This window comes from Siphonobacter sp. (assembly GCF_048595215.1).
Classification (GTDB): Bacteria; Bacteroidota; Bacteroidia; order Cytophagales; family Spirosomataceae; genus Siphonobacter.
On record NZ_JBMDWJ010000380.1, the window covers coordinates 1 to 8,330 of the forward strand.

The 8,330-nt window shown below is 53.0% G+C and carries 6 protein-coding genes; 3 read left to right on the forward strand and 3 right to left on the reverse strand.

Features of this window, described 5'->3' with window-relative positions:
- The 3 genes from ACOJTG_RS23325 to nirB all read right to left on the reverse strand — a co-directional run.
- Window positions 1-1,073, reverse strand: a 1,073-nt coding sequence (locus ACOJTG_RS23325; RefSeq protein WP_420156011.1) for a histidine kinase, incomplete at its 3' end; no start/stop codon positions are given.
- A complete protein-coding gene (nirD, locus tag ACOJTG_RS23330; RefSeq protein ID WP_420156012.1) occupies window positions 1,070-1,414 on the reverse strand; it encodes a nitrite reductase small subunit NirD in 345 nt (114 codons plus the stop codon). The genes ACOJTG_RS23325 and nirD, both read right to left, overlap by 4 nt.
- 40 nt (window positions 1,415-1,454) lie before the next feature.
- Complete coding sequence (gene nirB, locus ACOJTG_RS23335) at window positions 1,455-3,974, reverse strand: nitrite reductase large subunit NirB (RefSeq protein WP_420156013.1); 2,520 nt, start codon at window positions 3,972-3,974, stop codon at window positions 1,455-1,457.
- Window positions 3,975-4,250: 276 nt separating this feature from the next.
- On the opposite strand from nirB, the gene cobA reads away from it, so the two are divergent.
- From cobA to ACOJTG_RS23350, 3 genes are all read left to right on the forward strand, one after another.
- Window positions 4,251-5,006 (forward strand): uroporphyrinogen-III C-methyltransferase, encoded by a 756-nt coding sequence (cobA, locus tag ACOJTG_RS23340; RefSeq protein WP_420156014.1) that lies wholly within the window; start codon window positions 4,251-4,253, stop codon window positions 5,004-5,006.
- 256 nt (window positions 5,007-5,262) lie between these two features.
- Window positions 5,263-6,783 (forward strand): alginate export family protein, encoded by a 1,521-nt coding sequence (locus ACOJTG_RS23345; RefSeq protein ID WP_420156015.1) that lies wholly within the window; start codon window positions 5,263-5,265, stop codon window positions 6,781-6,783.
- Window positions 6,780-8,081, forward strand: coding sequence for a NarK family nitrate/nitrite MFS transporter (locus ACOJTG_RS23350; protein ID WP_420156016.1), 1,302 nt, complete (start codon window positions 6,780-6,782; stop codon window positions 8,079-8,081). Before ACOJTG_RS23345 ends, ACOJTG_RS23350 begins: the two co-directional genes overlap by 4 nt.
- Window positions 8,082-8,330: the final 249 nt, after the last annotated feature.

Here is an 8,330-nt window from a genome sequence, read left to right on the forward strand (position 1 = left end):
TTCCTGAGCTGATCAGCCAATAACTGCAAGGAAGCCGCCAGTCCGTAATCACCCAGCAAGGTGGGCATCAGGTTATGGGAAATCTGCCGGGTGGTCTGGATGATGAGCTGAATGGATTCCACCAGTTCATCGGCCCGCTGCCGTTGCCGCTCTTCCGGGAAGGGCACTTTTCGAAACTTAGCCGCCTGCAGGTACAGGCCCGTCAGCATTTGCCCGATCCCATCGTGCAGTTCGCGGGCAAAGCGGCGGCGTTCTTCCTCCTGCCCTTCCAGCAAAGCCGCCGAGCGGATGTGGTCTTCCGTTCGTTGCAACGCATGCTGTTCATCGCTAAGCCGCAGGACTTCTTCCTGCGTCGTGCGTAATTCTTCGTTCGCCACAGCCAGTTGTTCATTACTCTCTTGCAAAGCCTCTTCTGACTGGGTGAGTTGACGAATCACTTGCTTGGTATACTGCACCACGGGCCGGAACACGAACAGGCCTTCCAGCAACAGCGTCAGTAAGGTCGCTAGTGTCAGTATGGTTTCCAGTCGTTCCAGTTCGTTGACCCGGGCCGTACTTTCCGCGTCAAACTGGAAAACTAGGGCGTTCATTCGCTGGAGAAAGACGGGTTCCTGCTTCAGCAATTCCGTCAGCGTCTGTCGTTGCTGATCCGGCGTTTGTCCTGGCGTATTCACCCGAACGAAGCTTTGGTACATGGCCTTAAACACGGGTTCCAGTTGTTGAAACATCCGGTCAATCGTTGGGCTGCGGCGTACGGTGTACTCTTTTTCCATCACCAGTACCCCCGCCTTCAGCTGTTCGTGACTCGTTTTCAGGCTTTGCAACAGCGAATCGTACAATACCGAATCGGCACTGGGCAGAGGGGCTGAACGCAGCAAAGCCAGCTTGGTAAGTCGCTGGCTAAGCATTCGCTGACGGCCGGCTACGTTCAGTACCCGGCTATCGGCGTAGTGCGTATGGATGGTTTGACGAATGAACCCTAGCCCCCCGATACTCAGCAGGGCAATGACGTGCAGAGCCAGCAGATAATAACGGGTCAGACGGCGGGCTACCTGCCGGTCGAGTGCATTCATACGTCAATATACACCTGACCGTCGATGATTTGAATGGGAAACGTGGAAATCTGGTAGTTTTCGTCGGTCAGACACTGGCCCGTTTGCAGGGAAAACGTCTTTTTGTGAAACGGACATGCCACTTTCGGTTCCTCGCCCTGACTGCCGATCATGCCCCGCGAAAGGACCATCTGCTGCCGGTGCGGACACTGGTTGTCGGTGGCGTACCACTCGTTAGTGCGGGAAAAATTGAAAATGGCAATCTGCCGGCCGTCGATGAGTACACAGGCTCCGCCATCGGCGGGAACGTCTTCTACGCGGCAGGCCCGGTGCCAGGTGGTTACGGGAGAAAGTACTTCCATGAGTGAAACGGGATGAACGTATAACAGTGAATACCTGGGTTTATTTCCATTCTTTGGCCTGAACCTGCGTCCGCAGGGGAGCAAATTCCAGCGTGGGATCTTTCTGTTCCGGGGCGTTTACGAAGTGCGTAAACCGCTTGCGTAATTCGGGGTTTTCCACAACTTCTTTCCACTCACACTGGTACATCTGGATCAATTGCTGCATTTCCGCTTCCAGATCGGCTACGATGCCCAGTACGTCGTCCACGACAACGGCTTTGAGGTAACTCATACCGCCTTCGAGCTTATTGAGCCAGGTGGCCGTACGGGTCAGCGGATCGGCGGTTTTGATGTAGAACATCAGGAAACGGTCAATCAGCCGGATACACGTTTCTTTGTCCACGTCCGCCGCCAGTAACTGGGCGTGCTGGGGCTTGGAGCCGCCGTTGCCACCCACGTAGAGGTTCCAACCTTTTTCGGTAGCAATGATGCCAAAATCCTTACTCTGGGCTTCGGCACATTCCCGAATACAACCCGAGACGCCCGATTTGAATTTGTGCGGAGCCCGAACACCTTTGTACCGTTCTTCGAGTTCGATGGCGAACGATACGGAGTCCTGTACCCCAAACCGGCACCAGGTCGATCCGACGCAGCTTTTTACCGTACGCAGGGCTTTGCCATAGGCGTGACCACTTTCAAAACCGGCGGCGATGAGTTCTTCCCAGATGTAGGGTAAATCGCCCACGTGAGCTCCGAATAGATCAATCCGCTGGCCACCCGTTATTTTGGTGTACAGGTTGTATCGCTTGGCAACCTGACCGATCACAATCAGCTTGTCGGGCGTAATTTCACCACCCGGAATCCGGGGTACGACCGAGTAACTACCGCCCTTCTGAATATTCGCCAGAAAACGGTCATTGGAATCCTGAATCACCGCCCGGCCCTGCTCGAGTACGTTTTCATTCCACAAACTGGCCAGTACCGAAGCCACCAGGGGCTTGCAGGTTTCGCAGCCGTGGCCTTTTCCGAAGTGATCGAGTACGGAATTGTAGGTCTTTAGTTTATTAATCCGAATCAGGTCCAGCAATTCCTGACGGGTATAGTCGAAGTGTTCACAAATGATGTTTCGCACGTATACCCCCTGCTGTTTCTGCACCGCCTGGATGAGGTCTTTGACCATCGGCGTACAACCGCCGCAACCCGTACAGGCTTTGGTACTCTTTTTCAGGGCATCGACGGTGGTATGTCCGTTTTCGGAAATTTCGTGGCAGAGCTGAGCTTTCGTAATGGCTTCGCAGGAACAGATCAGGGCATCGTCGGGCAAGCTCATCACGCCGGCACCGGCTTCTTCCCCACCCCGCGAACCCAGAATCAGGTCTTCCGGATTGGGCGGCAGCACCGTCTGGTTTTTGCAGGTTTGCAGCAGCATGTTGTACTGCTCGGCTTCGCCAACCAGAATGCCTCCCAACAACGTTTTGCCATCCGAACTCACGTTGATGCGTTTGTAAATGCCTTTGGCTTTATTTTCGTAGGCAATGGTCTGGCAGTCGGGTTCCTGAGCGAAGGGATTACCGAAGCTGGCCACATCAACGCCAATGAGTTTAAGCTTGGTGGAAAGATCATAGGGCTTAAATTCCTTGCTTTCGCCCACCAGCTGAGAAGCCACTACGTCGGCCATTTCGTATCCCGGGGCCACCAGTCCGTAAATCATCTGATGAACCAGGGCACACTCCCCAATCGCAAAAATGGACGTATCAGAGGTTTGCAAGGAGTTATTCACCAGAATACCGCCCCGGGGGTGCGTTTCCAGTCCGGCTACTTTCGCCAGCTCGTCGCGGGGACGAATCCCGGCGGAAATGATGAGCATGTCCACGTCGAGTACCGAACCATCGGCGAACTGCATGCCTTCAATAGTTTCAGTTCCCAGCAGGCATTGCGTGGACTTGGATAAATGAATCTGTAATCCCAAGGATGACAATTTGCGTTGCAGAATGCCCGATCCCACTTCATCAATCTGACGCGGCATCAGCCGGGGAGCAAATTCGACCACGTGGGCTTCTGCCAGACCTAAGTCCAGCAGGGCTTTCGCGGCTTCCAGACCCAGCAAACCGCCACCCAATACGGCTCCTTTTTTCGCCTTTCGGGCGTAGGACTGAATCAGGTCGAGATCTTCGAGCGTACGGTACACGAATACACCATCTTTTTCCACGCCTTCCAGCGGCGGCACGAAAGCTCCGGAACCCGTCGCCAGTACCAGATAATCGTAAGGAACCACCAGACCGTGGTGCGAGCGAACCTGCTTGCGTTCCCGGTCAATGTCCACCACTGGATCCGATAAATACAGCTCGATTCCGTTTTCCTGGTACCAGTTTAGTGGTGCCATCGAAAGATCGTCGGCGGTTTTCCCGGCAAAATATTCGCTTAAGTGGACGCGGTCGTAGGCAACGCGGGACTCTTCCCCAAATACGGTTACCCGAAACGCGGATCCTTTTTTTGCTTTCGCCAGGAGTTTCTCACAAAACTTGTAGCCGACCATGCCATTGCCAATGACGACTACCCGTACTTCTGTTTGTGGATTCATAGTTCTTTTTAACTATTTAACTAGTACAAGCCCGTTGTATCTTTGAATATTTCCAAGAAAACACCCCCGTGTCCTCTCTTTTGATACGGTCAAAAATAAATCGTCAAAAACACAAATCCTAATATTTTCTTTTACAAATCGTTATTTTTAAAACCTATTTTTAATGTTTTTCATTGTTTTTTAAAATTTCACCTCTATTTTTGAACCAACAATCAGTTATAGTAACAATTCATTATATATAGTACATAACTGATAGTAACTCAAACGAGCAAAGGCATGGAAACACGCATCACCCTGGTAGGAGCTGGTCCCGGAGACGAAGAGTTAATTACCCTGAAAGGACTACGGGCTCTGGAGCAGGCCGACGTTGTATTATATGACGATCTGGCCAATCAGGAACTCCTGCGATACGCTCCTACGGGTGCGATGAAGCAATACGTGGGCAAGCGGGTAGGACGGCCTTCCTTTTCGCAGGAAGAAATCAATGCTCTGCTGGTGTCACTGGCGAAACAGTATGGTCACGTGGTACGTCTGAAGGGGGGCGATTCGTACGTGTTTGGCCGGGGTCATGAGGAATACGTGTACGCCCGCGAGCACGGCATCGACTGTGAGATTATTCCGGGGATATCCAGTTGTATCGCCGTACCCGCCTCACAGCACATTCCGGTAACCCGGCGGGGTGTGAGTGAAAGTTTCTGGGTCATTACCGGAACGACACGTCACGGCGAGCTATCGGAGGACCTCAAGCTAGCCGTACAATCCAAGGCTACCGTAGTAGTACTAATGGGTTTGCAAAAAATTCAGGAATTGTGTCAGTTATATATTAATCACGGTCGCGGAGACCTACCCATGGCCGTCATTCAGAACGGAACCCGGCCCGATGAACGCTGCGTACTGGGTCAGGTCTGGGAAATGCCGGAACGGGTAGCCGCCCACCGCGTGGGGGCTCCGGCAGTACTGGTGATTGGCGAGGTAGTAACGCTGCATCCGGCCTACATCCGCGAGTGTCTGGCTGCTGTAGCTTGTGAATAATCAGATTCTTACAAAATCCAATCCATAAAAAAAAGAACCGATCCGGTGCGGGGGCACCTTTGGATCGGTTACTTGGGGCTTGTTCATGGTTCACACAAACGTTTCAAAGGAAATGGAAAAACAGACGTAAAGCAAATCCAGTCTCTCGCTGGCGAACGAACTGTCGCCGCCTACCGCTCTTCGTACTGGCCCTGCCGCAGGTCAGAAGTACTTACGCGTTGCATACCATTCTTCCGGTAGTACGAAATCCTTTCCGATGAAAAAAATGTATCTGATGGTACTGGCTCTTGGTGGAGCCAGCTGCATCGGCCCGACTGCTCATGCCCAGCTTTCCCTGACGGGACAGCTTCGCACCCGAACCGAACTTCGGGATGGGTACGGCAATCTGGCCCCACGAGGCAGTAAAGCGGCCGTTTTCACCTCACAGCGTACCCGATTGAGTTTTGGCTACCAGGCCAGCCGTCTTCGCCTGAACGTAACGCTTCAGGACGTACGCGTCTGGGGCCAGGATGCTTCCAGTATTTCCGTTGCGGATGGCAATCGCCTGTCCGTACACGAGGCCTGGGGCGAAATCCAGCTCATCAATCGGGCGGATACCACGCTTAAATTCCGTCCCATCGACGAATTGTCGCTGAAAGTCGGGCGGCAGGAGCTGGTGTACGACGATGTGCGGTTACTCGGCAATCTGGATTGGCTACAGCAGGGCCGTCGCTTTGATGCCGCCTTACTCAAATTCCGGCATCAGGGCTGGAAACTGGATCTGGGCGGCGGATTCAATCAAAATTCCGATGCCTTTGGCCTGACGGGTACCAGCTACACGCCCGGCAATGTACCCACGACGGCTTTGTCCACGAAAAATATGTTACTGCCCCTGGCTTCGGGCTTTATTCCGACTAGTGGCAAAAACGGGGCTCCGATCCTGACCAATGCCGTGAGTACGAACGGTCAGACGCAGCAGTTCAAAGCCTTTCAGATGGCCTATCTGCAACGCAGTATCCGGCAGCAGACGTTTTCTGCCCTGTTCTTCAAAGATGACTTTTCCAGGTATCGTATAGACAGTATCGGTAGCGAATCGAGTGGCTACGTTTACGGACGAAAATACGACGTACTGGGCGTGCATTCCCGCTTGACCTACGGAGCGATGTTACTCGGGAAACTCAGTAAACGCGTGAATTATCAGGCGTTCGGCTACCTGCAAAGCGGTCGTGACCGGGATGGCTTACGCATCCGGCAGGCGTATCACTACGGGGGAAATGCGTTTGTGCAGCAGGGTCCTTTTAGTTTTGGACTCGGTTATGAAGTGCTTTCGGGTAATAAGTCTGGTCTGACGACCGGCGAGACTTCCCGCTTTGATCCCCTGTACGGCACGCCGCATCGGCACTGGGGCTATATGGACTACTTTTACGTAGGCACGGGCTCGCCGAGTGGGGGGTTACAGGATCGCTTTTTCAAGAGCAAATACGCTCACAAACGCCTGACGGCTAGCTTCGACGTACACTATTTTGCTCTGGCGTCGCCCGTACGCAACCGAAGTATAGACGGTACGCTTCCTTCTAGTATTCAGGGCAGCCTGGGCTGGGAATACGATTTCGTAGCCACGTACCTGCTCAACTCTTTCACTTCGCTCGAACTGGGCTACAGCTTCATGCAGGGCAACAATCGCCTGGAATACGTCAAACTAAATACGGTCAATCAGAAAGACAAACAGGGTCAGTGGGCGTATCTGATGCTCAACATCCGTCCGGACTTTTTAGCTAAAAATCAATCTTCCCGATGAAATCTACCCAACAACCACTCGACACCTTGCCGCTGTTCAGTTTCCGTGGCATCCAGATGCGTACTTTTCATTTAACCTGGCTGACCTTCTTTGTGTGCTTCTTCGGCTGGTTCGGACTGGCTCCGCTCATGCCCGCCATACGAGCCGATCTGGGACTGACAAAGGCTCAGGTGGGTAACACCATTATTGCGGCCGTTTCAGCCACGATTTTTGCCCGTCTGATCATCGGAAAACTGTGTGACACCTGGGGCCCCAGAAAGACCTATACGGCTCTCCTGGTAATTGGTTCGCTGCCGGTTATGCTCGTTGGACTGGCTCACGATTACCTCACATTTCTTTTGTTTCGTCTGGCGATTGGGGTGATTGGAGCATCTTTTGTCATTACGCAATTTCATACGTCCATGATGTTTGCTCCCAAAATCAAAGGTACGGCTAATGCCGTGGCCGGTGGCTGGGGCAACCTGGGCGGTGGCGTTACGCAACTCGCCATGCCTTTGATCATGACGCTGATTATGGGGCTGGGTTTCGTCAAATCCGACGCCTGGCGACTCGCTATGATTGTACCGGGTCTGCTGATGCTGGTGATGGCTTTTCTATACTACCGATATACCACGGATACCCCCGCAGGCAATTTTGAAGACCTGCAACGGCAGAACGCCGGTACGGCGGCGGGTAGTTTCCGCGAGGCCTGTACGGACATTCGGGTCTGGGCATTGGCTCTGGCGTATGCCTGCTGTTTCGGTATGGAAATTACGTTTGACGGTGTAGCGGCTCTTTACTTTTTCGATCAATTCAGTCTGGGCGAAACAGAGGCTGGTTTCTGGGCCATGTTGTTCGGATTCATGAATCTCTTTGCTCGAGCGATGGGCGGCGTAGTAGCCGACCGCGTGGGTCAGCGGTACGGGATGCGGGGGAAAGGCATTCTGCTCGCCGTGTTGCTTTTGCTGGAAGGACTGGGCATTCTGCTTTTCGCTCAATCGGGTAACCTGACGATGGCGATTGTTTCCATGCTCACCTTCGCTTTGTTCCTGAAAATGGCCAATGGCAGTACGTATGCTTTGGTACCTTTCATCAATCCCAAAGCCCTGGGCGTTATTTCGGGTGTAGTTGGGGCGGGTGGTAACCTCGGTGGTATGCTGATGGGCTTTTTGTTCAAATCACAAAGCATCAGTTACGGACAGGCCTTTTTCTACATTGGAGCGGCCGTGGTCCTCATCGGTGGATTGCTGTTCCTGATCAATTTTGGCAAAAGTCGGGTAGCGGAGCCATCGGAAGCGGTGACGTTGCAAACAGTTTAGTTTGGGTGAATTAGGAGCATATATATCGGGTTCCGTCCCGGAGGCACGGCTGGTCATTAGTCCATATGCATTCCATGCGGGCACGCCCGCCGCTGACTTTATCCTGCTCCAGGCCACCGCATTGCGGATAAAGTAGGCGACTTATCGCGATAGGACGGGGATCGGGTTTATGTCGTCCATGAAGGTTTCAGGTTGTATTCTAACAACATACACTAACCGACAGCAACTATTACCGGGAGATGAAAACCT